Origin of the sequence: Cellulomonas denverensis, from assembly GCF_012396125.1 — a bacterium.
GTDB classification, from domain to species: Bacteria; Actinomycetota; Actinomycetes; order Actinomycetales; family Cellulomonadaceae; genus Cellulomonas; species Cellulomonas denverensis.
The window spans coordinates 519,201-541,415 of record NZ_JAAXOX010000001.1 but is presented as its reverse complement, the minus strand read 5'-3'; the positions used below and the strand labels follow the sequence as shown (position 1 = coordinate 541,415).

The 22,215-nt window shown below is 69.4% G+C and carries 21 protein-coding genes, 1 tRNA gene and 1 pseudogene; 5 read left to right on the top strand and 18 right to left on the bottom strand.

Annotated elements, in window-relative coordinates:
• Positions 1-21: 21 nt before the first annotated feature.
• From HGA03_RS02410 to HGA03_RS02340, 15 genes are all read right to left on the bottom strand, one after another.
• Positions 22-444: an ATP-binding protein gene (locus tag HGA03_RS02410; RefSeq protein WP_168628591.1), complete on the bottom strand. Its 423-nt coding sequence runs from the start codon at positions 442-444 to the stop codon at positions 22-24.
• A complete protein-coding gene (locus HGA03_RS02405) occupies positions 431-766 on the bottom strand; it encodes an STAS domain-containing protein (RefSeq protein ID WP_168628590.1) in 336 nt (111 codons plus the stop codon). Before HGA03_RS02405 ends, HGA03_RS02410 begins: the two co-directional genes overlap by 14 nt.
• On the bottom strand, positions 766-2,754 hold the full coding sequence (locus HGA03_RS02400; protein WP_168628589.1) for a glycosyltransferase: 1,989 nt from the start codon (positions 2,752-2,754) through the stop codon (positions 766-768). Before HGA03_RS02400 ends, HGA03_RS02405 begins: the two co-directional genes overlap by 1 nt.
• Entirely contained in the window at positions 2,751-3,896 is a 1,146-nt protein-coding gene (locus HGA03_RS02395; RefSeq protein ID WP_168628588.1) for a PP2C family protein-serine/threonine phosphatase, read from the bottom strand. Before HGA03_RS02395 ends, HGA03_RS02400 begins: the two co-directional genes overlap by 4 nt.
• 107 nt (positions 3,897-4,003) lie before the next feature.
• Positions 4,004-4,957 carry a carbamate kinase gene (gene arcC, locus HGA03_RS02390; RefSeq protein ID WP_168628587.1) on the bottom strand — a complete coding sequence of 318 codons (954 nt, stop codon included), beginning with the start codon at positions 4,955-4,957 and terminating at the stop codon, positions 4,004-4,006.
• Between the two features lie 10 nt (positions 4,958-4,967).
• Complete coding sequence (gene ptcA / locus HGA03_RS02385) at positions 4,968-5,975, bottom strand: putrescine carbamoyltransferase (RefSeq protein WP_168628586.1); 1,008 nt, start codon at positions 5,973-5,975, stop codon at positions 4,968-4,970.
• 96 nt (positions 5,976-6,071) lie between these two features.
• Positions 6,072-7,169: an agmatine deiminase gene (gene aguA, locus HGA03_RS02380; RefSeq protein ID WP_168628585.1), complete on the bottom strand. Its 1,098-nt coding sequence runs from the start codon at positions 7,167-7,169 to the stop codon at positions 6,072-6,074.
• An 11-nt stretch (positions 7,170-7,180) separates the two neighbouring features.
• Positions 7,181-8,653: an APC family permease gene (locus tag HGA03_RS02375; RefSeq protein WP_168628584.1), complete on the bottom strand. Its 1,473-nt coding sequence runs from the start codon at positions 8,651-8,653 to the stop codon at positions 7,181-7,183.
• A 133-nt stretch (positions 8,654-8,786) separates the two neighbouring features.
• Entirely contained in the window at positions 8,787-9,392 is a 606-nt protein-coding gene (locus HGA03_RS18395; RefSeq protein ID WP_203767713.1) for a TetR/AcrR family transcriptional regulator, read from the bottom strand.
• A 57-nt stretch (positions 9,393-9,449) separates the two neighbouring features.
• Positions 9,450-9,863: a GNAT family N-acetyltransferase gene (locus tag HGA03_RS02365; RefSeq protein ID WP_168628583.1), complete on the bottom strand. Its 414-nt coding sequence runs from the start codon at positions 9,861-9,863 to the stop codon at positions 9,450-9,452.
• Positions 9,856-10,878 carry a hypothetical protein gene (locus tag HGA03_RS02360; RefSeq protein ID WP_168628582.1) on the bottom strand — a complete coding sequence of 341 codons (1,023 nt, stop codon included), beginning with the start codon at positions 10,876-10,878 and terminating at the stop codon, positions 9,856-9,858. Before HGA03_RS02360 ends, HGA03_RS02365 begins: the two co-directional genes overlap by 8 nt.
• Positions 10,875-11,579 carry a helix-turn-helix domain-containing protein gene (locus HGA03_RS02355; protein WP_168628581.1) on the bottom strand — a complete coding sequence of 235 codons (705 nt, stop codon included), beginning with the start codon at positions 11,577-11,579 and terminating at the stop codon, positions 10,875-10,877. Before HGA03_RS02355 ends, HGA03_RS02360 begins: the two co-directional genes overlap by 4 nt.
• Before the next feature lie 58 nt (positions 11,580-11,637).
• A tRNA-Lys gene (locus HGA03_RS02350) sits at positions 11,638-11,710 on the bottom strand.
• 751 nt (positions 11,711-12,461) lie between these two features.
• Positions 12,462-12,785 carry a tyrosine-type recombinase/integrase gene (locus HGA03_RS02345; protein WP_345719323.1) on the bottom strand — a complete coding sequence of 108 codons (324 nt, stop codon included), beginning with the start codon at positions 12,783-12,785 and terminating at the stop codon, positions 12,462-12,464.
• Positions 12,786-12,807: 22 nt separating this feature from the next.
• Positions 12,808-13,149 (bottom strand): hypothetical protein, encoded by a 342-nt coding sequence (locus HGA03_RS02340; protein ID WP_168628580.1) that lies wholly within the window; start codon positions 13,147-13,149, stop codon positions 12,808-12,810.
• 627 nt (positions 13,150-13,776) lie between these two features.
• Here HGA03_RS02340 and HGA03_RS02335 point away from each other — a divergent pair.
• From HGA03_RS02335 to HGA03_RS19685, 3 genes are all read left to right on the top strand, one after another.
• Positions 13,777-14,904, top strand: a complete 1,128-nt coding sequence (locus HGA03_RS02335) for an EcsC family protein (RefSeq protein ID WP_168628579.1) — start codon at positions 13,777-13,779, stop codon at positions 14,902-14,904.
• A gap of 238 nt (positions 14,905-15,142) precedes the next feature.
• Entirely contained in the window at positions 15,143-17,257 is a 2,115-nt protein-coding gene (locus tag HGA03_RS19530; RefSeq protein ID WP_203767709.1) for a DEAD/DEAH box helicase, read from the top strand.
• Positions 17,241-17,957 (top strand): DUF2290 domain-containing protein, encoded by a 717-nt coding sequence (locus tag HGA03_RS19685; protein WP_373307718.1) that lies wholly within the window; start codon positions 17,241-17,243, stop codon positions 17,955-17,957. Before HGA03_RS19530 ends, HGA03_RS19685 begins: the two co-directional genes overlap by 17 nt.
• Before the next feature lie 40 nt (positions 17,958-17,997).
• On the opposite strand, the pseudogene HGA03_RS02320 reads toward HGA03_RS19685, so the two are convergent.
• From HGA03_RS02320 to HGA03_RS02310, 3 genes and pseudogenes are all read right to left on the bottom strand, one after another.
• Positions 17,998-18,492, bottom strand: a pseudogene (locus HGA03_RS02320) (DDE-type integrase/transposase/recombinase); the annotation flags it as partial.
• 30 nt (positions 18,493-18,522) lie between these two features.
• Entirely contained in the window at positions 18,523-18,894 is a 372-nt protein-coding gene (locus HGA03_RS02315; RefSeq protein ID WP_168628576.1) for a hypothetical protein, read from the bottom strand.
• A 716-nt stretch (positions 18,895-19,610) separates the two neighbouring features.
• Entirely contained in the window at positions 19,611-19,874 is a 264-nt protein-coding gene (locus HGA03_RS02310; protein ID WP_168628575.1) for a hypothetical protein, read from the bottom strand.
• Between the two features lie 9 nt (positions 19,875-19,883).
• Between HGA03_RS02310 and HGA03_RS02305 the strand changes: the two genes are divergently transcribed.
• Entirely contained in the window at positions 19,884-20,087 is a 204-nt protein-coding gene (locus tag HGA03_RS02305) for a hypothetical protein (RefSeq protein WP_168628574.1), read from the top strand.
• 263 nt (positions 20,088-20,350) lie between these two features.
• Positions 20,351-21,760 carry a hypothetical protein gene (locus tag HGA03_RS02300; protein WP_168628573.1) on the top strand — a complete coding sequence of 470 codons (1,410 nt, stop codon included), beginning with the start codon at positions 20,351-20,353 and terminating at the stop codon, positions 21,758-21,760.
• The last annotated feature ends 455 nt before the right edge of the window (positions 21,761-22,215 follow it).

Here is a 22,215-nt window from a genome sequence, read left to right as displayed (position 1 = left end):
ACGGTATGTCACGGCCACGGTTCACCCCACTCGGCGGCGCACCAGCCACCAGATGTTGTGCCCGTCGCGGTAGGACAGGCTCAGGGTGTCCACCGCCCGCTGGACCAGCGCGATCCCGCGACCGCCCAGCGCCAGGTCGTCGACCGGCGCCGGATCCAGGTCGACCCGGGCCGGGACGCCGGTGTCCGCGAACTCCGCCTCCAGCGCATCCGGCAGCACCCGCATCAACAGGCCGGCGTGCACCGGTGACCCGTCCGCGGTCCGGCCGTGCCGGGCGATGTTGGTCGCCACCTCGATCACCGCGGTCTCGAACCGGGTCCGGTCCAGGGCCGCGACCCCGGGCGCCCGCCCCCACAACCGGGCGAAGGCGGTGTGGATCTCGTCCAGCCAGCCCAGGTCCGCGGGACCGTCGACCCGGAGTTCGGTGCCCTCAGGGGCGGTCACCGACCGCGTCCTCAACGGTCGGATACGGCCGCAGCACCCGGTCCATCGTGGTCAGCTCCAGCACGGAGGCCACCTGATCGCCGGCCCGGGCGATCCGCAGGTCGCCACCGGCGGCGCGGGCGGTCCGCAGGCCGCCGACCAGCGCGCCCAGGCCGGAGGAGTCCAGGAAATCGGTCTCCGCGAGGTCCACCACCACGAAGGTGTCCCCGCCGGCCACCACCTGGTCCACCGCGGCCTTGAGCTCGGCGGCCGCGCCGATGGTCAGCCGTCCCCGCAGTCGCAGCACCGCCGCGTCCCCGTGCCGGTCGTTCTGCAGTTCCATCAGGGCCTCCTGGTCATGTCGTCGTCGCGTCGCCGCACGGCACTCGCCGGCGGGGTGGCCTCGGGGCCGGTGAATCCGCGGTAGCGCAGCGCCTGGAACAGCACGCTGAGCACCACCAGGTCGTAGGCCACCCAGCCCAGGTTCACCACGGTGCCGACCCACCAGGACAGTCCGAGTGCCGCACGGACGATCCCGACGATCGCGGCCACCACCAGCAGCACCATCGCGATCAACTGCGGCCGGATCAGCCGCCACTGGCTCGGCGACCCGTCCGGGCGGACCTTCGGCGTGACCGCGAAGCCCAGCGGGCGGCCGAACCAGACGTTCGCCGCCGCGGTCCACACCGCCGTGATCCAGACCGGGAACAGCGCCAGCGCGTACTGCTGGCCACGCCAGGTGCGCACCCCCCGGGCGGCCAGGGCGAATAGCAGTTGGTTGGCCAGGAAGTACGGGATGAACCGGGCGAAGAAGTCGACGCTCCACGCCGTCACCGGCATGGTGCCGAAGCAGAGGAAGATGATCGGCGCCGCCAGGTAGACCACGGCGGCGAAGCCGGACAGGTACGACCACATCGTGGCGAAGTACATCAGCCGCTGGCCGGCGCTCAGGCCGCGCACCCGCAACGGGTTCTCCTGCAGCATCACCTGCATCGTGCCCTGCGCCCATCGCAGCCGCTGGGTGAGCATCGTGCCCAGGTCCTCCGGCGCGAGGCCGTGCGCCAGGCTCTCGTGGTGGTAGACCGTGCGCCAGCCGAGGGAGTGCAGCCGCATCGCGGTGGCCATGTCCTCGGTCACCGACAGCGTGGCCACCGGCATCACCGCCTGGGCCTCCGCGGACCGGTCGACGTCCACCGCCCGGACCAGCGCCTGCACCGACTCGATCGCCCCCAGCGGGGACCAGTGCCGATCCGCCAGCCCGGACAGCGCCGACTCGTCGACCACCAGGGTGCCGAGCTGGTCGTCCCGGGCGATCGGCAGCTCCGCGATCGCCGCCAGGTCGGCCTTGATCCCGGCGACGTCCTCGGTCACCACCCGGTCCGAGATCGCGTCGACCGCGCGCTGGAAGGCGTAGGTCACCTCGGACAGCGACGCCCCGGCGTCCAGCGCGCCGAGTGCCCGGGCCGCCGCCTCCTGGACCTCGTGCAGCACGGCGGCCTGGGCGGCATCGGGGGCGTCCCGCTGCGCCCGGGCCAGCACCCGGCGGGCGGTCTGCAACGCGGTCCGCACCGACCGCTCGGTCTCCCGGACGTATCCGACCAGCCCGAGCTGCATCAGCGCGTCCCGGCGCAGCACCGCGTTCGACCCGCAGAAGAACGCGGCGTTCCAACCGTCCTTGCCCTGCTGGATCGGCCCGTAGAACAGCGGGGCCTGGCTGCCCAGCGGGTCCGCCTCGGTGACGTTGGTGAAGAACTGCGGGGTCTGGACCAGCGCGACCAGCGGGTCGTCGAAGTAGCCCAGCGTGCGGTCCAGGATCTCCGGGTCCGGGATCTGGTCGGCGTCCAGGATGAGCAGGAAGTCGCCCGCGGTCTGGAACAGCGCGTTGTTCAGGTTCCCGGCCTTGGCGTGCCGGGGGCGATCGATCCAGTCCGGTGACCGCTCGATGTACCCGATCCCGGCCGCCTGCGCCGCGGCCGCCAGCTCCGGGCGGGACCCGTCGTCGAGCACCCAGGTGTGATGCGGGTAGGCGATGTCCCGGGCGGCCACGGCCGTGCGCATCACCAGCTCGACCGGCTCGTTGTAGGTGGTGATGTACACGTCCACCGTCAGGTCGCGGGGCGGCGGTGGCGGGTCTTCCCGGGTCCGGGCCCGCCACATCGTCACGCCGAACAGCGCCATGTCGATCAGTGAGTAGGTCTCGGCGATGACCAGCGGCACGGCGATCCACCAGGCCGACCAATTCACCGAGTCCAGCCACCGCCAGACGATGTAGTTCACGCCGAGCAGCAGGGTCAGCACGACCACCACCCGCAGCACCATCTGCCGTCTCATCGGTCCCCCCTGCGCAGTGCCAGCATCGTCACGTCCTCGGTCAGCACGGTCGGTGGCCCGGCGGACAGCAGCCGGTCCAGCGCCTCGCGTGCCGTGCCCGCACCGGTCGAGCGTTCCGGGACCAGGCCCCGGCCGTGGCTGGCGACCACCAGGGTGTCCCCCGGCAGCAGCACCAGCTCCGCCGCCGTCCGCGGCCCGGCGTCGCGCCCCGACAGCGGGGGACCCGGCGCCGCCGGCCAGACCAGGTCACCCCCGGCGGTCCTGATCAGCGCCAGCCCGTCACCGGCCCGGGTGTACCGCAGCACCCCCGACTCCGGGTCGAGCTGCCCGTGGAAGACCGACACCGTCGTCCCGGTGCTGGTCAGGTCGGGGCCGACCAGCCGCCCGGTCAGCTCCACCGCCGCGGCCACGTCCTCGTGCCGGCCGAGCCCGCGCAGCACCGACCGCACGGTCGCCGCGATGATCGCCGCGCCGAGTCCGGGGCCGGTGACCTCCGCCAGGGTCAGCACCAGTTGCCCGTCCACCTGCCGCCAGTCGTAGAAATGACCGCCGACCCCCCGCGCGGTCAGGCGCTCTCCGGCCAGGTCCCAGCCGGGGATCGCCGGTGGAGCGGCCGGGATCAGACCCCGCTGCACCGCGGCCGCCTGCGCCCACTCGGCCTCCCCGGCCAGCTCCTTCTCCACCCAGTCGGCGAGGTCGGTCAGCACCGCCTCGTCCTGCGCGGTGAACTCCCGGGGCTGGTGGTCCATCACGCACAGCGTGCCGACCCGCTCGCCACCGGACGCGACCAGCGGCCGGCCGGCATAGAACCGGATGTGCGGGTCGCCCACCACGAACGGCGCGTCCCGGAACCGGTCGTCGCCGGCGGCGTCCGGCACCACGAAGATCGACGGCTGGCTCACCGCAGCGGAGCAGAACGTGCCGTCCCGCGGCATCTCCGGATCCGGGCTGCCCTGCCGCGACTTGAAGAACAGCCGGTCGGTGTCGACCAGCGAGACGAACGCCAGCGGCACCTGGAGCATCCGTTGCGCCAGCCGGGTGACCCGGTCGAACCGGTCCTCCGGCGGGGTGTCCAGCAACCCCAGCCGATGCAGCGCCGCGAGACGGTCCACCTCGGCCGTCGTGGTCGTGCCCTCGCTCATGTTCACCCCCAGCGGGGTGAGGCTAACCGCGCCGACGGCGTCCTGCGCGGTGGAGCGTGCTGCCGGCCCGGGCGGCGGGCCCATCGCCTCCGCCGCCCGGACCGGGGTCAGACGGCTCCCGCTCCGCCGTGGATCACCGTGCCGCTGCGGCCCTGCATCGCCTGCGGTGCCTGCTCCAGCGAGCAGATCACCGCCCGCCGGCCGGGCCCGCTGGCGGCGAACTGCACCGCCGCCTCGACCTTGGGCAGCATCGACCCGGCCCCGAACTGCCCCGCGGCGGCCAGTGCGCGGGCGGTGTCCAGGTCGAGTTCGTCCAGGTCCCGCTGCTCGGGAGTGCCGAAGCCGGTGGAGACCCGGTCGACGGCGGTCAGGATGAACAGCACGTCCGCGCCGACCGCCTCGGCCAGCGCCGCCGCGGCGAAGTCCTTGTCGATCACCGCCGGCACCCCGTGCAGGTCGCCGCCGGAGTCGCGGACGACCGGGACCCCGCCGCCCCCGCAGGCGATCACGATGAACTCGTGGTCCAGCAGGTTGAGGATGGACTCCCGTTCCACGATCTCCACCGGGCGCGGCGAGGGCACCACCCGGCGCCAGCCCCGGCCGGAGTCCTCGACCATGGCCAAACCCGGTTCGGCGGCCATCCGCTCCCGGGCTGTGGCCTGGTCGTAGAACGCGCCGATCGGCTTCACCGGGTGGTCGAAGGCGGGATCGTCCGGGTCCACGATGACCTGGGTGACCACGGTGGCGACGTGCCAGGGCATGCCCACCCGGTGCAGCTCGGCCAGGATCCCCTGTTGCAGGTGGTAGCCGATGTAGCCCTGGCTCATCGCGGTGCACTCCGGCAGCGGCACCGGGACGATCCGGTCGCTGTGCGCCGACGCCAGGTCGAAGGCCAGGTTGATCGCGCCGACCTGCGGGCCGTTGCCGTGGGTCACGATGATCTCGTGACCCTGGGCGATCAGCCCGACCAGGGACGGGGCCGCCGCGGCGATCCGGTCCCGCTGCTCGGCGGGGGTGTCGCCGAGGGCGTTGCCGCCCAGGGCGATCACGATCCGGGACATCGGGCGGCCCTCAGAGGATCTCGGCGAGCAGGGCGTCGAGCCGGGACTTCGCCGCGGCGACCTTGTGCGGGTTCGCCAGGTCGGGGCGCAGGAAGTAGACCAGCAGGGCGCGCTGGGCGGTCAGCCGGTTGCCGGCCTCCTCGAAGGCCAGGGACGCCGCGGAGTCCAGCACCTCGTCGGTGACCTCCTCGCCGCGGGTGGCGGGCAGGCAGTGCAGGAACTGGGCGCCCGGACCGGCCAGCGCCATCAGCTCGGCGTTCACCTGGTAGTCCGGCATGAACACCGCCAGCCGCTCGGCCTCGCCGAGTTCGGCCTCGTAGTCGCCGTACCAGACGTCGGTGTAGACGAAGTCGGCCCCGGCCAGCACCGCCCGGTCGTCGGTGACCGTGACCGACCCCCCAGAGGCGGCGGCATTGGCCCGGCCGATCTCCTGCATCGACTCCTTCAGCTGAAAGCCCGCCGGCCCGTACTGCGCGAAGTCCATCCCGACCTTGGTGCTGACCATCATCAGCGAGGCGCACACCTGGGTGGCGTCGCCGACGAACACCACCTTGCAGTCCTCCAACCGCTTCCCGGCGGGCAGGTGCTCGACCATCGTGATCAGGTCACCGATCTCCTGCGTGGGGTGGTTGTAGTCGGACATCCCGTTGATTACCGGGATCGTGGCGTGCGCGGCCAGGTCGACCACGGTGTGGTGCCGGGCGACCCGGGCCATCACGATGTCGACCAGCTTCGACAGCACCCGGGCGGTGTCCTGCATCGACTCGTGGCCGCCGAGCTGGATCTGGCCGGGCGCCAGGTACTGCGCGTGCCCGCCGAGCTGGGTCATCGCGGTCTCGAAGGACACCCGGGTCCGGGTCGAGGACTGCTCGAAGATCATCCCGAGCGTGCGGTGGGCGAGCAGCGGCGGGTAGTAGCCGACCCGGATGCACTCCTTGAGCGTCAGGCCGAGTCGGACGATGTCGAGCACCTCGTCCTTGGTCAGGTCGGTGGTGTCGATGAAGTCGCGGACGGTCATGGCAATCTCCTGTGTCTGGTGCCGGCGGGCAGCGCCGACCACGGCCCGGGCGCATCGGCCCGTCCGTTCGGGGTTCTGGTGGGGGTTCTTGCGGGGTCAGCGCCCGGAGGGCACCTGCTGGGTGATGCAGTGCACGTTGCCGCCGCCGAGCAGGATCTCCCGGCCGGGCACGGTGCGGATCCGGCGCGGGGCGAACATCGTGGTGTAGGCGTCGATCGCGGCCTGGTCGTGCGGGTCGTCGAAGACCGGCAGCACCACCACGTCGTTGCCGATGTAGGAGTTCACGTAGGACCCGGCCAGCCGGTCGCCGGCCTCGCGCGGCAGGGTGCCCTCGATCGAGTCCACCCCGGCGGACTCCTCCGCGGTGATCGTGATCGGGCCGGGCTGGTGCAGCCGGATCACCTCGAGGGCGCGGCCCCGGGCGTCGACGCTCGACTCCAGCACCCGCAGTGCGGCGGCGGAGCGTTCATACTGCGGGTCGGACTCGTCGTCGGTCCAGGTCAGCATGACCACCCCCGGCCGGACGAACCGGCAGAAGTTGTCGACGTGACCGTTCGTCTCGTCCAGGTACACCCCGAACGGCAGCCAGATCACCGTCTGCACCCCGAGGTAGTCGCGCAGGTGCTGCTCGATCTCCGCCTTCGACATCGACGGGTTGCGGCCCTCGGACAGCAGGCACTCCTCGGTGACCAGCAGGGTGCCCTCGCCGTCGACGTCGATCGAGCCGCCCTCCAGCACCAGCGGCGCCTTGTACCGGTCGCGGCCCTCGATCTCCAGTGTCTTGCGGGCCACCTGGTCGTCCAGCGCCCACGGGAAGTACAGCCCGTCGACCAGGCCGCCCCAGGCGTTGAAGTCCCAGTCCACGCCGCGGACGTCACCGGCGTCGTTCACCACGAACGTCGGCCCGGTGTCGCGCATCCAGGAGTCGTCGTTGGACATCTCGACCACCCGGACCTGCGGGGGCAGCATCGAGCGGGCGTTGTCGAACTGCCGGGCGGAGACCGCGACGGTCACCTGCTCGGTGCCGGAGATCGCGGTGGCGACCTCGGTGAACACGGCCTGGGCCGGGCGGGCCCCCAGCCGCCAGTTGTCCGGGCGTTCCGGCCAGACCAGCCAGCAGCCGTCGTGGTGCGCCCATTCGGCGGGCATCCGGTAGCCGTCGGCGGCCGGGGTGGACTCGATCGTGCGGGACATATCGACCTCTCTCACTGCGCCAGATCGGCGAACTGCTGGACGGCATCGGGATCGTCGCCGCGCTCGATGGCCCGGTCCCGGGTCCACTGCGGCGACTTGTGGCAGAACCACTCCTGGAGGGCGACGGTGACGAGCAGGCCGAGCAGGATCGACCCGGTCACCGGCCAGGAGTAGTCGAAGGGGTTCCAGACGAAGAACACCGCGGCCAGCGCGAGCAGCACGGTCGGGATCCAGGTCACCACCCAGGCCAGGCCCTGGCCGCCGGGCACCCGGTACGGCCGCGGGCGGGCGGGGTCGATCCGGCGCAGCTTCGCGAACGCCAGCATCATCACGATGTACGGCAGCAGGAAGATCACCGAGGAGAACGCGAACAGGTTCCAGAACACGTCGTCCACCGCGCCGTCGGTGAGCGCGAATAGCCCGGCGTAACCGACCGTGAACACCGTGCCGACCACCGAGCAGAGCATCGCCGCACCGGTCGGGGTGCCGCGCCGGGGGTGGGTGCGGGCGAAGACCTTGGGCAGGTCGCCCTGCTGCGCGGACTCCGCCGCCGCCAGGTTCGCCCCGATCGTCCACGGCACGAGGCAGGCGAAGAAGCAGAACAGCGACCCGATGCCCAGCGCGGTCACCAGCACCTGCGCGAGTGCCGAGTCGCCGAAGCCGAGCCGGAGCGCGTCCAGCAGCCCGGTGGTCTCGGAGACCTCGTCCGCCGGGAAGATCAGCTGCATCCCGACCGTGGCCAGCAGGTAGAACCCGCCGATCAGCACCCCGGCGATCGCGATCGTGCGCGGCACGTCCCGCTTCGGGTTCTCCATCTGGCTGGACGCCGAGGACATCAGCTCGAAGCCGAGGAAGTTGTAGATCAGGATCGGCAGCGCCGCCGCGAACGCCGGCAGCGTGTTGGTGGGCAGCACCTCCGACCAGGTCCAGTCGGTCGCCGACCCGTGCGAGCTGGCATAGATCCCACCGGCGACCGCCAGCGCCACGATCACCGCGATCGTGATCCATGCCCCGGCGTTCGACACCCAGGTGCCGGTCTCCAGGCTGCGCGCGTTGACCCAGTAGTTGACCCAGATCAGCACGATCGTGATCGCGATCTGCACCCAGAAGTTCAGCTCCCCACCGAAGAACATCGACGAGATCGCGCCGGAGAACATCAGGTACACGCTGGGCACCCACAGACCGACGTTCAGCCAGTACCACCAGGACACCCGGGTGCCCCACCGGTTGCCGAACGCCCGGACCACCCAGGCGTAGATCCCGCCCGCGTCCGGGTAGGCCGACCCGAGCTCGGCGGTGACCAGCCCGTAGGGCAGGAAGAACGCCACGATGATCAGCAGCGTCCAGAAGATCGCCGTCGGCCCGACCGAGGCCGTCACGGTGATCTGGGAGAGCAGGAGCATGGCCGCCACGGAGAACAGCACCATGTCGAACATGCGGAAGGCGGGCCGGCCAGGGGGAGCCGCCGCGGGGGTGGAACTCATCGTCACGTCCTCACGCTCGTCGTTGAGCGGAGCTGCGGCAGGGGCCGCGGTTCCGAAGGTGTACTGATGTACAAGTACATATGTACAGGTTCGGCGGTGGACGTTCCCAGGGACGTAGGTCCTCGCGCCCGGACTAGATCACGAACCGGCTGATCGTCACCCGCAGATGCTCCGACAGCTCCGGCAGCGTCAGCTCCCGGTTCGACGCCGCCTCCAGCATCAACCCGTCGATCAGCGCCGCCACCACCTGCACCACCGTCGACCGCGGCACCTGCGGCGTCGTCGCCGGCAGCACCCGGTCCACGATCCCCGCGATCAACGTCGTCCACCGCTGGGTCTGCTCCCGGGCCACCGGATTCCGGGTCGCCTCCAGGAACAGCTCGAACAGCGCCAGGTCATACAGCGGATCCGCCACCGACTTGTCCAGGAAGATCTCGGTCAGCAACGCCACCGACCCGTCCACACTCGGCGTCTGCGGCGCCCGGTCCACGATCGCCGCCATCCGGCCCGCCTCGACCTCGATCGCATGCTGCATCGTCTGGCGCAGCAGATCGTCCCGGTCCCGGAAGTAGTACGTCGTCGACCCCAGCGGCACCCCCGCCTCGTCCGCCACCGCCCGGTGCGTCATCGCCCCCAGCCCGCCGGTGCCCACCACCCGCACCGCGGCCTCCAGGATCCTGCGGCGACGGACCTCACCACGGCCGGCCCGGGGGGTGGTGCTGGGGCTGGGGTGGGTCACGCGGGTCGCCTCCGGGGTGCGGGGTGGGGACGCAGGTGAGCTTAGCCGCCGGGCTGATCAGCGGCCCACGATCCACCGGTACTGCCGCTGCGCCGGTTCACCGGTCTCCGGGTCGCCCGGCCGATCGCCCGCATGCACGAAGCCGCACGATTCGTAGAACCGGTGGTTCGACGTCGCATGCTCCGGGGTCTCCAGCGTCCAGGTCGTCACCTCCGGCAACCGCGCCCGCATCTCAGCCAGGATCCGCCGGCCGAACCCCTCCCGCTGCCGTTCCACCGCCACCTTCAGACACCCGACGTGCCCACGTCCCGCACCCTGCTCGAAGGCCGCGCACATGAGGTCGGCCAGGGCGGGGACGGCGTCGGCGGTGACGGGGTCGAAGCGCAGGGGGATGGGTCGAGGGTGACGCGAGAGGGGGTGGGCGCGGGTGGACCGTAGGTCCCTGGGGGGTGGTGTGGCGGGTTCAGGCATCCGGTGAGATCAGCAGGTCGAGCGCGTCGCGCGCCGCGGGCTCGTCCATCGACGAGCGCCAGTCCGACTCGGTCAGCGACGTCGACGCTCCCGCCAGCCGCGCGCGGTCCTCGGGCCGGACTTGCGGTGCGTACGTCATGACCTGCCCGGATGCGACCAGCGCATCGAGGAGCACGATCATGTCGCCGAGATGCCGGGCAGGGTCCCGCCGGTCGGCCCTGGCCGCGATCGCCTTGATCGTCAGCGCACCGAGCAGGTCGGGGCGACGAACGGGTCCGGCGCGCCCGTCGTCCAGGACGACCGTGACCCGCTCTGTCCGCGCCAGGGCCTGCTGGATGCCGGGAAGCTCCACCGCCGGATGCCTGCTCATCGTGGTGGGCACCGTGCGCTGGGTGTTGACCTTCGCCGGGACCACGAGGTCGATCAGCACCGCACCGCGCGACCACCGGTAGGACAGCTGGTCGCCCGACATCGCGTCGGGGGTGATGTCGGCGAATCCGAGGTCCCGTAGTCCCCTCGACAGCTCACGCAGCGCGCTGCGGTGGGTGAACACACCGACCGCGAGGTCCGCGTCGGCCGTGACCCGGCGGAACGGCACCCCGTGTTCGACGGCTTGCAGCAGCACCATCAGGCCGCCGACGACGGTCCAGGGCTGAGCGACCCCGTCGAGCGCCTGCACCACCGCGAACGTCTCGGTGAGGATCGGATCGAGCGCGGGTAGCTCGACCGCTTCGATCGTCGCGGGGAACCGTGGCGGATAGCGCCGCAGGATCTCCGCAGCGGCGTGCAGGGTGCTCCCGATCGCGTAGTGGTCCGCGCCAGACAGTGCGGCGAGCAGACGCACCCGGTCGTCGTGGGTGGCCGGGGCCTGGCGCACCAGATTCGCCAGGATCGATCCGGCAGCCGTGTGGACCCCGGGGTCGTGATCGGAGGTCAGTGTCGCGCGGGTCGTGCCGGCATCGATCGTGGTCAAGGTGGTGACGACGTCCACCAGGGCCTCGATCGTCGCGTTCACGAGAGCAGCCGTGCCGCGTCGCCGGCGACCGAGTGCAGTAGGGCTTCCCCGGCAGATCGTGCGCGCGGTTCGTCCTCGTCGAGCAGGTCCCGGGCGACCACGAGCCGGAAGGCGTTGACCCCGTCAGCGCCGAGGCCGGTCAATCCGATCGGTGGCGGCACGTTGATCGTCACGTTCCCGGCTGCCGATCGCAGGAGCCCGAGCGTCCGGCGCAGGCGCTCCGCCTCCTCGGCCGAGCGGGTCCACACCACCGCGCCCGGTGCACCGACAAGCGGGTCCGTCACCAGGGTGGTCGCCGATCGGCCGGAACGGACCGTCGAGGCGTCGGCCAGCACCGCCTCCACCTGGTCCGCGGAGCCGCGCAGCGACAACTGCTCCATGGCCAGATGTCTCGCCCACGTGCGCCACACCACCGGAAGGGACGTCCTGGACAGGCGGGACCGCAGCCGGGAGAGCTCGTCGGAACGGAGCCACGTGGGTGAGGCCCCGTCCAGCAGAGCGGCGACCGCCCAGGCGATGCGCGGCGCCATCGCGCGGGTGTGCGGCGGGCGGGTGTGACGGAGGAAGGCGTCCACGTCCAGCTCGTCCACGACGTACCGGGTGCCGATCTTCGTGGCGGGCAGGGCGCCGTCCGCGATCAGTGCACGAACGCGGCGGTCCGACAGGCCCGTGCGGGCGGCCACCTCGGCGACGGTCTCCATGACACTGATGTTCCGACTTCGGCACATCAGTGTCAACAGCGAGGGCGGTCCCCACGGGTGGGCCCCGTGGGGATCGAACCCACAACCCGCGGATTAAAAGTCCGCTGCTCTGCCAATTGAGCTAGAGGCCCGGGTCGTGCGGGATTTGGCCTGAACAACCCTAGGTGAAGAGAAAGGGAAAGGCGCCAGTGCGCCGCTACTCCCGCCCCTCAGGTGGAAGCGTAGCGCGGAGACACCCGGGTTGGCCCGTGCGCCACGGACATGTCGGTGATGCGCCTGGTCGCGTAGATCTGGCCCACCGCCCGCCTCGCCGGCGCGGTGCGCCAAGATGGTGTCGACGGTTGGGCGGGGGTCACTGGTCCGGCGCGACGCGCTCAAAGACGGTGCCCGCGACTGATCGAACGCCGCTCAGGACGGATGCAGCGGCTGTCGGGGTGTGTCCCGGCGTGCTCGAGTTCGGGATCTCCGAACTACCCAGGCATGACCCGATCGTGAGCGCCCGAGGCGCGCCGGGCCACGCCACTCCGACCGGGCTCCCATCGCCCGTGCGAGGTGGACTACGAACCGTCCGAGCCGCGGGGATCAAAGTCGACCGTGATCGCATTCGCCTGAATCTTCGGGTAGATAAATGAAGGGAGGTAAAACGTTGGAGGGGTGCCATCCCCTGGAAGCACCATCGCAAATGGGACGTCGCCCGCGGCCTCAACCCCTTCTGGTGTAGTCCCGAGCTCGGACTCCACGCGGTCCTGCGCTGGGACGGCGGCGGCCATCTCGTACAGGGCGCGGTGGGTGAACACCGCGGTGATCTGCTCGGCGGTGGTGAGGGTTGCGGCCGGGGAGCGGCGGCCCCAGGGGCTGGCTGTAGGGCATAGGCGCGGGCGCTCATCGGTGATCGACCTCCCTCGCCCAGTCCAAGGCGATGTCCTCGGCCGTGGCGTCCAGTGAGCGGTGTCCGAGCAGCGTGGCGACCTGCTCGATCGGTGCGCCGGCGTCGAATGCGCGGCGTCCGACCCAGTGTCGCAGCGAGGACGGGCGCACGTCCGGCTCGCCGCTGAGCCCTGCCGCGTTCAGAACGTCGCGCAGGGCGTTGCAGACCGTCGCTTGTGCCTTCGCCCCACCGGGAGGCATCGTGCCCCCGTAGGCGAGCAGCGTGCCTGGACCGCCACGGCCTGCGCGCCGCAACGTCATCACCCGGTAGGCGAGCACCTGGTGAGCCCACGGGGTCAGTTCAGCCCGCCGCGGCCGCAATCGCCGGGTGCTGGGCAGATGGACGTACTGGGAGTTGTCCGGGTCGTTGAGGTCGCCGACCCGTCGCGGTGATCTCAGAGGACACCGCGCCCGCCTCTCCGAGCGCCCACGCGGTGGCCCGCATCCATCCGCGACGGCCGGGCATCGCCTGCGCGGACGCGCGCGCGAGCGTCACCTTGTCGTCGGTCATCGGCCGGGCGACCCTCAGCCCGCGGGGCGGCAGGACCAGGTCCAGCGTCGGGTCGCCGACCGGGTGGTCCAGGCGGCGCAAGGTCTTGTACAGCGTGCGGACAACGGTCCGCCGAGCGTGCTGGGTGGTCACCTCCGGGCGCCGCCCCCTCACCCGTCGGGGCCAGGACGAAGGCCGCCGCGTGCTCGGCCGTCACGGCGGCGAACGTGCCGACGCCCTGTGCGGCGAGGCGGCTGGCGAACCGGTGCACTATCTCGGTCATCCGGGCGTAGGTCTGAGATGAGTGCACCTCAGAGATCTGCCACTGGAGCATCACGCCCTCCAGCTCGTCCTGCATCCCGCGCGTCGGCTGGTGCGGACGGTTCGGGACGTCGTCGGTCGGCAGTCGTCGTGCCATGGGGAGTCAACCTCCGGCGCCGAGACATCCACGGCCTCGCAAAGCACCGACACCGTGATCGAGACTCGCCTGGCGACATTGGCCCGAAGAACCGACAACGGCGACCACGACGGGGCCATGGGTGCTGACTGTGTATCCAAGGGTCCGCAACACCATGGCCCGCATGGGACTGCGAGTCCTACCGCCCCTGCTCGACGCCGAACGGGCATCAGGCGTGCTGTCACGGCCCGACCCGCGGCCCGGGTTCTGCACGGGTAGGCGACGGTCCCACCTACCCGTGAAGCAGTGCGGGACGAGGGCTGCGTGGTTGACGGTGCGCCCGTCCCTTCCGGGGTGTCTGTGGCAGGTCGTACTGTGCGGCCATGACGCAACCCTCGAGGTACGAGCAGGCGGCGTGGTTGGCGCTGCAGCGCTCGCGTCCCCGTGCTGGTGCCCGTGCGCTGAACGTGGTCGGAGACACTACGGCGCGTGGTGTCCGAGCGATTGGGGACCGTGTCGGGAAGGTCACCTCGAGCAGCCCGACGCTGTCACGCACGACCGACGCGGTCGCCCGTGCCGCACGGCGGGTCGCTGGCGGCGTGCAGGACCTCGTGCCCGGCCCCTGGGTCTCGGGGGCAGCGCAGTCGGCGGAGAGAGCGGTCGCGTCGATCGCCCGCACGGGGCTCACGCCGGAGCGGGTAGTCGGCAAACACCAGCGCCGTGGCCATGATGTCGAGCTGCTGATTGATGTACGCGCCTTGGACCTGCAGCAGGTCGACGCCGTGAAGGGCTGGGCGTTCAAGACGTACTACCCGGGTCTGGCTGCGGCGTCCGGTGCGATCAGCAGTGCGGCGATCACTGGTGGTCAGCTCGCGATCCCGGTGTCGGGGGGCGCTGCGGCTGCGCCGGCGGGGGGTGTGGTCTTCGCAGCCGTTGCCGGGGACATTGCCGCTGTCCTGGCGCTCGCGTCGAGGGTTGTGGGTCAGGTCGCGCTCGCGTACGGGTACGACGCGAGGGACCCGAACGAGAAGGTCTTCGTGCTGTCCGTCGTGAACGCCGGCACGGCGATGTCGTCCACGGCAAAGCTTGCGGCGATGGCGGAGCTGTCCTCCCTGACCCAGCAGCTGTACCGCGGTGCGACCTGGAAGGCGATGGACTCCACGATCGCCCGGCTGTACACGCAGTTCGCGTCGAAGTTTGCGCTGCGGTACACGAAGCAGAGCTTGGGTCGGTTCGTGCCTGCCCTCGGTGTGGTGGTGGGCGCGAGCTTCAACTGGGCGACGCTCGAGAGCATCGTGGATGCCGCTGACCTGGCGTACCGCCGCCGGTTCTTGCTCGAGAAGTACCCGTTCCTTGCTGAGCAGCCGCCGGTCTCCGACGTCAAGGCCGCCATCGACGCGGAGCCGGGCATGGTGGCCGATGTAGCGATCAGTGTCTTGGATGAGCTTGCGGAGGCCGGAGGGCCGGACTTGCGTGCGAGTTTTGGAGGATTGCCGACGGCGGAGCACTAGCGCACCCGCGGCGCCGGTAATGCACGGCTGCGAGGAAGATCTGCGGCACGTCCTCGCTAGGTGTGCCGGGCGGGCCGAGCCGGAGGTGCCAGGCGTCCGTCCAGATTGGCGGGCGGCGGCGTTAGGGTCAAGCAGATAGTTCAGGGCGGCTGAGGGTCGTCGCAGGAGGCACAGCTCGATCAGATCGGAGCACGCGGTGACGTTGGAAGTCGTGCAGGGGGAGAGCCGGAATCGGGCTGTGGCCGAGCAGCTTGCCACCGCGCTCGGCAGGACTGTCGATGAAGGCGTCTTGTACCTCGGATACCCCGTGCTGGCGACGGCGGATGACCGCGTCGACATTGACGCGCTGCTTGTCACCCGTGAACATGGCCTCGTCGCGCTGCTGTTGAGCGACGAGGTGCCCCAGTCGCCAGCGGAGTGGGACGAGGTGATCGCCGAGCAAGATCGCCTGTACGCAGTACTCGAGGGTTATCTCAGCCGACACGAGGGACTGCGGACCGGCCGTCGCCTCGCCGTTGTCCCCAGCACAGCCACCGTCTTCGCGGACGTACCGCCAGAGCATCCAAAGCCAGAGGGCGAGGGATTCTACGGAACCCTCGGGGAACTCGACGAATGGCTCCGCGGACTCGGCGGGATCAGCGAGAACGTCGAGCACAACGTGCACGCAGCGCTCCAGCGCGTCACGACGATCAAACCGCGAAAGAAGCGCGCGCAGGTCACGCAATCCGACTCGCGGGGCGCGAAGATCAAGTCCATCGAGAAGGGCATCGCCAACCTTGACCGGTGGCAAAAGCAGGCCGCCATCGAGAGCCCGGACGGTCCGCAACGCATTAGAGGGCTCGCCGGCTCCGGCAAGACGGTCGTTCTTGCGCTCAAAGCCGCCTACTGGCACACCACCCATCCTGAGTGGCGGATCGCCATCACCTTCCACTCTCGCGCGCTCTACCAGCAGATCGACGACCTAGTCACGCGGTTTACGTTCGAGCACATCAACGACCGACCTGACCCGGAGCGGATGCAGATCGTTCACTCCTGGGGCTCCAGAGGACGGGCCGGCGTCTACAGCCAGATCGCACAGGCCCTCGGCGAGACACCCCGGGATTGGTCGTACGCGTCCGGGAAGTACGGCATGGACGACGCCTTCCGCGGAATTTGCGCCGAACTCTTGGCCGTCGCGCAGAACACCATTGTGAACCCGATCTTCGACGCGGTTCTCATCGACGAGGCACAAGACCTGCCACCCGAGTTCTTCCAACTCGTCTATCTCTTCACCCGGAAGCCGAAGCGGATCGTGTGGGGCTACGACGAACTGCAACGGCTCTCCGAGGCCGCCATGCCCTCGACACAGGAGCTCTTCGGTTCAACCGCCGCCGGAGCGCCCCGAGTCAACTTGGACGCAGCTCCCGGCTCGCCGCGCCGCGACATCGTCCTGCCGGTCTGCTACCGCAACACCCCATGGGCGCTGGCAACCGCGCATGCGTTGGGTGTCGGCATCTACCGGAAGGAGGGGCTGCTCCAGCATCCCGACGAGGCCAAGCTTTGGCAGGACATCGGATACGACGTCGTCCATGGCGAACTCGTGCCTGGCGCACCGGTGGCGTTGAAGCGATCTAGCGAGAGCTACCCGTCTTACTTCCCAGAGTTGCTCGACCCGGTGGACGCCGTGCAGGTGCTTCGGTTCGACGACGAGGATGCGCAGGATGCCTGGATTGCGAAGGAGATCGCCAAGAACCTGGAGTCTGATGAACTTGAGCCCGACGACATCCTGATCGTCCTTCCCGACACATACCGCGCGAAGAGCCGTGGGCCACGTTTGATGCGCCACTTGCATCGCCGCAACATTCCGTCGCATCTCGCCGGGGTGAACACGAGCGCCGACGAGATCTTCCAGCCGGGCTCTGTCGCCATCGCACACATCTTCCGTGCCAAAGGCAACGAAGCGCCGATGGTCTACGTCCTCGATGCGCACTACACGGCCACCAACTTCAACGCCGTCAGCCGGCGGAACACGCTCTTCACGGCAATCACCCGTAGCCGGGCCTGGGTCCGGATCGTCGGCTGGGGCGACCAGATGGCGGCGATCATGAGCGAGGTTGAGCAGACCATCGCCAAGAACTTCCAACTCGAGTTCACGATCCCGACCGGCCCGCAACTCGACCAGCTACGCCACATCCATCGAGACCGTCCCGAACATGAGGAGGAAACGGTCCGGCGCGCCACCGAAGGAGTGCAGGCCTTCCTGGAGGCCATCGACCGCGGCGAGATGGACCTCCTAGATCTCCCGCCCAACGTGAGGACCCGGCTCTCCCGCCTCCAGGCAGGCACGGGTGACCCCGATGCTGACGTCATCTAGAGCCGTACGTGACGACATCCAGAATGCCCTCGACTACCTCCTGGACGCCGATCTCTGCCTGGTGGTGAACCCGGTTGCGATCTTCTCTAGGTCACCGCTTGAGGATGGGACCCGGGTGGAGAGCGTCCGTTTCGTGTCGCACGTGCGAGACGTAGGCTTCCTGCTCTCCCATGATCACCCAGGTATTGACCAGTACCTGGCCTGGATCAGGTCCGGGTCGTACTCCGCTGTCTTGTTCGATGGCAGCCTCATCCAGGTCACCTATGACGTCTCGGTGAAGGGAGAGGTTGTCGGTCATCGGCTCGCGTACATGCCGTGCCCCTACGACGTGGACCCCGCCCTCTTCGCGCAGGAGTCGTTGCAGGATGCCATCGAGTTGTATTACGGCAGCACGGACATCCTGCTGAGAAGCCAGCTGCGTTTCGACTTCGACCCTCGCGCGAGTGCCCCCGGCCACCCGGCGGCGCACCTCACCTTCAACAACCCTCAGTGCCGGATCCCATGCGTCGCCCCGGTCCACGTCTTGCGTTTCCTCGACTTCGTGTTCCGGCACTCCTACCCTACGCAGCGTCGATTCCACGAGCCGTTCTTCGCGTCCGGCTCATGGAGACACCTCGGAGACTCGGTCCTGACGGCCAACGATCGGTCTTCACCCCACCTGATGTGGGACATCCGCGCCACCATGTCGAGCGCCAGCTAGCCGCGTCTCCTAACGCCTGAGGCTGACCAGGATCGCCCGCAGGACGGCGGCTGTTGCGGATGGCCATGTCGAGGGCGTTGATCACGAGGCGGGTGTCCTGGGTGGAGTCGATCGACCAGCCGATGATCGTGCAGCTGAAGGCGTCCAGCACGCAGCAGTGGAGCTTGACCTCGCGGATGTGGTGTTCGGTGATGTCGGTGACCCACAGCTCGTTGGGGCAGAGCCGATGGAACTTGTCGTTGACCAGGTCACCGGCTGTGACCGCGCGCTGGCGCTGGAGCCGGGCCTGTCCGGGGAGTCCGTAGATCCCGGCGCCGCGCGTCAGGGCGAACACCAGCATGGAGGAGACGGTCACGTCCTTCGCCGTGGTCAGCTTGGCGCGCACGCGCCGGTAGCCGTAGGTGCCACGCGAGGCGACGTGGACCTCACGAATCAGCTCGGTCAGCCACTGGCGGCGTAGCTGAGTCTGGGACGTGGCGCGGGTGCGGTAGCGGTAGTAGCCGGGTTTGCTGACGCCCAAGACACGGCAGCACGTCAGGACCGCATGCTCGGCACCGGACGGGCGTCAGGAGTGCTGGCCATCGCCCGGCTCGCGGCCCGGGTGCGCCAGTGTCCACAAGCGAAGCTCGCCGCACACGCCGGTCCCGCCCGGCGCCGGGGTAGCGGAGTAGCTCAGCTGCCACGGGCAGGCCGCGGGCGGCCATGCACCGCCGCAGCGCGTCCAGGCTGGTCGTGCCCCCGTGTCGAGCGTCGCGCCGGCATGTTCGTGCGTGTCGAGGTCCTCGCTGTCGAGCACCTCGAGCTCGTCACCGTTGGACAGCACGAGCTCTGCGCATGTCACCTGGCGCGACTCGGACAGCTCAAGGCGGACCGTCGCGCGTCGGACTGCGGCGTCGAGCAGGTCCGCCCGCCACACGGGACCCTCGAACCGGACCATGGTCGCAGTGAGCGGGACCTCCAGTTCGGCCTTGACCCAGTCGACCGCCAGGCCGTGGAAGTCTGCGTCGTAGGCGATCGCGTGCCGCCTGAGTAGCAGTGCCGCCTCATCTGCGGCATGCCGGGGCCCTCTGGCTTGCGCGTCCGCAGCGACTCCGAGGCGGCCAGAGCGGACGTGGACAGGGCTACCCGCCCCGTCCGCGAGCCGGGCGCCGCCAGTGACAGCGCGCCGCTTAGTGGACGGTCGTCGCAGCCGAAGTCGAGGCGCCCCGACAGCGTGTGGCATTCCGCAGCTCAAGCCGCCCGTGCAGATCCGGGGTCTCGTCCATGCCGACATCGTGCCCGGCCGCCGGGACACGATCACCCGATCGGTTTCCTTCCGCGCCATGGTCGCGTGGATGCACCAGCGCGATCGGTCGTCGCAAGACGCACGACCACAGGCTGAAGACAGAGCTGCGCACCGATGGCGAGGGCGCTGGCTGTTCCACAGCACGAACTCCACGGCCTTCCCGCTCGACGCGGACGCAATGCGCTCTTGCCTGGGCGGCCATGGCAGCACCGCCATGCCGTGCCCCGACTGCAGCCCAGCCACGACGCCGCACGGTGCGAGCAGCACTGCACCTTGACACCTGAACGGCGCCCCGGCCCCGCGTCCGGGGAGCAAGCAGCCACCGACGAGACGAGGTGATACAACCGGCTGCCCTCCCACCCCACGGGTCAGTCATTGCCACAGCTCGTCGGGCCGTCAGGGTGCGTGACGAGCGCCAGCGGCGCTTCGGACGACAGGCCGCAACCCCGCGACCCGCGTGCCAACCAGGAGGACGACATGCCCACCACCACCAACGCCCCTCGACCGACTCGGCTGCAATCCACATCAGCGGGCTGCGCCTGACGCGCCACGTTGCGCGGCTCCTCGAAGTCCGCGACCAACTCGCCCTGTACGCCATCGAGCGCGAGAGCCACAACCTCGACGACGCCCACGACGCCTTCATGGCGATGATCGCAGTCGAGGACGAGCTCGCCGCCCAAGCGCCGCAGGTCCACGCGACGCTCTTCGCAGCCTGGCCCACGGCGCACGAGGCGATCGCCCACGAGCCGGGCGAGTTCAACGGCGCCTGCGGGATCTGCCGTGCTGCAGACGCGAAGCCGAAGATCCAGCCCGACGTCGCCCACATGGTTAGCAAGGCGGCATGAAGTGGGGCGTGGCCGGTCCTAAGGGCCGGCCACGCCCCGCAGGGCTCACGATCCACGAGCGCCGCAATCGACCATCGATCCCGTGCGCACCGCGGCACCAGAGATCAGGCCGCACAACGGCGCAGCAGGCCCGTCCGTGCTGTCGTCGCCGCTTCTCAGCCTGCGTCGGCGTGCACCCGAAGCCCAGGCTCTGGAGGTACCTCGCCCGCGCAAGACTGGGCTTACGACTACTTCCGGCGATGCACGCCGTGTAGACATGGTGCATGACCTCGGACGTCGCCGACTACTTCCTGTTCGTTGGATCAGCAGATAGCGAATCTGCCACTACGCGGCTGCGAGCAGGCGGCGTCGTCTACCGCAAGAAGTTGCTGAACTCGAAGCCCGAGAACTGGACTCGGATCGTCGACCTGATCGGCGCGCCCCACTGCCGCGGCGTTCTGGTCGTCTTGACGGGCCGCGACTACGAGGCGATGTGCCAGCCCGCGTACGACGCGCTCGCCTGTGAGCTGTTGGACGCCCTCATTGCTCGGCCTCACATCCTGCTCGTTCATGAGGCGGTGTTCCTGACCGATGAACAACGCCAGGCCGCCGATGGTCAACGCTCGGATGGTGCAGGGCGGGTCGACGTGGGGGCGATCTTCGATGACGTAGGAGATGACGACTTCGGCCCGATCGACGATGACTTCTTCCGCATGGACGAGTACTTCAGTTTCATCCCAGACGGTGTTCGAGCGCAAGTAAACACGATGATGAGGGAGAGGGAACTCAACGTTGTACCCTACCGAACCAACGTCGAACGCTCAATCCTTGCGAGCGGATTCATAGAGGATAATGAGCGTCACCTTCTCTTTCGCCTGTACGTGCCCAGCGGGCGACTCTACGCACAGGAAGCAGAGGCGCTCTTGGGAATGTTTCGAGAATGGCTCGGACAGACTGGTAGAGGCGGTGTCCGACAGGAGGGATACAGCACGATAGCTGGCCAAGTCTTCGAGTTCTTCAGCTCCGAGGCAGCTCCTCCTGGCGGGTTGACCCGTTCCTTTGATGACTTCTCATCGTTCCTCACGGACTGCGTGGCCAACCCGGAGTCGGCGGCCGAAAATCTGGTTGCGAGTGGCGTGAATGGAGCCGCCGCCACCACGATCGTGTCGCGGTTCGCTACTCGTGCACGGCGCCTTCGGCTCGACTTGAAGCAACGGCGGGAGGAGCGGCTACTGCGTCTCAAGCATGAGTTTGAGAACGTCGTGCTTGAGGCTGACGGCCTGACGGGGGAAGCGTTGGCTGACCTGCTGGACGCGATGCTTCCGCCACCCACGGCCCTGGGAGTAATCGAGGGGCCGCGACTGGGCCCTGGGGGGTCGATGACGGTCAACTCCTACAGTCCGCAGTTTATCGAGCACGTCACCGGTTCAGTCGTCCAGAGCATCGCAGGAACCGTCAATCTTGGGCCCGAAGCATCGGACCTCCTCCACCTTGCGGCTGTCTTCGGCGGGGGCGAACGCGGGCAACTTGAGACTGCAGTTCACGAACTCGAAGACGTCGGAGCCCGCGCGCCCGAACGAGTGGCTGCGCGAGCTCGTCTGAAGCGGTTCCTCGCGGATCTTGGTAATCGAGGGCTCGGTATCGGCTTGGACGTGCTTCAGAAGTATGTCGAGCACAAGGTTGGCGTCTCGTAGTTAGGAACTGGTCGGCGCGCATCCGCGCCCTCGGCGCGGGTGGCAGGAGCACTCGTGGGCTCCCTGCGAAAGCAGCCCTGCGTGGCCGTCTGTCGAGGCCCTGTTCAGCCGCACAGTACGCAGTACCCGTCGTCGGTTCGATCCGACAACTGATCCCGGACCAGGCCCGTCGTCCCGCACCCTTTGGTTGCGTTCAACTGTCGTCGCAGCGTCAGACCGACGACCGAGGTGGCTCCGGCCAGTTCAGGGCAGCTGCCGTGCTCCGCATCGACGCGCCACTGGTCCACGTCTGCTCGCGGTCGGGCGACGGCGCCCGTAGAACTGCAGCGGCGATCCGTCGGCAGCAGCCGCGAGCTCGTGCGTTGTGTCCACGTCGACGCGTTCAATGACGCGAGCCGTCTCGTCCCAGGGCGCGCCTTTGTGCATCCGCGTCTGGCTCCGGGTCGGACTAGGTG